Raw genomic sequence first — 1,431 nt, 5'->3', positions numbered from 1 at the left:
GGTTTAATTATTACTATATAATTGAAGTCGAAACCCTTTCATTAAAGTATTATTGTATATAAAAGCTTATGTTATACGTGCTCCTTTTTGTTTTAACACTGCGTTTCTAAAAATATTTCAAAAAAAGAATGCAGATTTAACCCCTGCATTCTTTTTCCTTTGTTAACTGTCTCTTTAACACACTAAGACTTTCTTGAATATTGGTTAAATCAACTAAGAAAACTATTACTTTTAATTCGAGTATCTCGTCTTTATACGATTTAAAGTTAATATCATTATCCTTCATTCCCTCATTTACCGGGTATAATAGCCATATTTCTGATGCCTCATATTTCTTTGAGTAAGCATACATTTGATACATATCAGCTTGTGATATACCATAATTTCTATTTGGGTCATCAATTAGCACTTTCCACTTCGTGTCTAATATTACCCTACTACCATCTTCACGCGTAATAACAATATCCGGTCGTAATGCAAACCTTTTAGGACTATTAAACAAATAGTACCCCTTATCCTGAATTGATACTTCCCACATTAAATCACTTAATACTTGTTTTAGGTTTCTAGCAACATATGCTTCAAAAACTTTTTCCATCGGAAACAATAACGCTCTAGCATTTGTCTCTCCAGAAAAGGTCGTAAAGCTCTGATTCATCAAGAAAACTTTAGACCACTGCATTAGCGTTTTATAATCTTTTGTGTTCCTATCAATAACTACTTTTGAAAAATCCTTGTTATAATTAATTGAGGGTTTTACCTTTTCAAAATTAGGGAGCAACTGCCTAATTCCTTTTATATTGGCTGCACTCTTAGACATCTTTTGTAATTTTAATAATGTTGACTTGATTAATCGATTTTCTTGTCGGTTCATTCCATACTCGTCATACTCTACATAGAATCGTTCTTTATGTATTTGATTTTTCTTGATTTGTTCCCGAATTATTAACTTCCCTTTAAAATAATTTACATTATCTACTACAGGAAAGTACGATGAGCGGATACCTTTTTTTATTAATTCTCTTACTTCCTGGATATACATATTAATAAAAAGCTCATACAGGTTCATTTTATCTACGTTTAGATTAGCATCATTAAAAATCTTACTGGGAAAGTCTTTCATACTTCGGATCATTCTTAGAAATGTTTTCTTTGTATCCTCAAGCTCACTATTTGTAATCTTGGGAAGAATTTGAACCTGAAAACCATTCTTCATCTGAATTAATCCAACATAATTCCTTGCTTGAATTATTTTCCCAACATTTCTCCGCATACTTATTCTTAGAAAATTTGCTGAACTTGTTTCTTCGTTCACATTTAAGGTCAATATAAATTTTTCTAACTCTTGAAAAGTCTCCTCATTTAAATACTTATAAGAGTCATTATTTTCATAATCCTTATTGCAGGTTATTGAATCGAATTCACAAACCT

General features: G+C 30.5%; 1 protein-coding gene. It reads right to left on the bottom strand.

Translation table 11 applies throughout. The annotated features are described in order from the left end of the window. Nucleotides 1-136 precede the first annotated feature (136 nt). Nucleotides 137-1,431, bottom strand: a 1,295-nt coding sequence (locus ABWK52_RS29175) for an McrC family protein (RefSeq protein ID WP_353772367.1), incomplete at its 5' end; no start/stop codon positions are given.

The organism is Bacillus sp. AP50 (assembly GCF_040492675.1).
GTDB lineage: Bacteria > Bacillota > Bacilli > Bacillales > Bacillaceae_G > Bacillus_A > Bacillus_A cereus.
The sequence above is the reverse complement of the archived record's forward strand: the minus strand, read 5'-3'. Positions and strand labels throughout refer to the sequence as shown.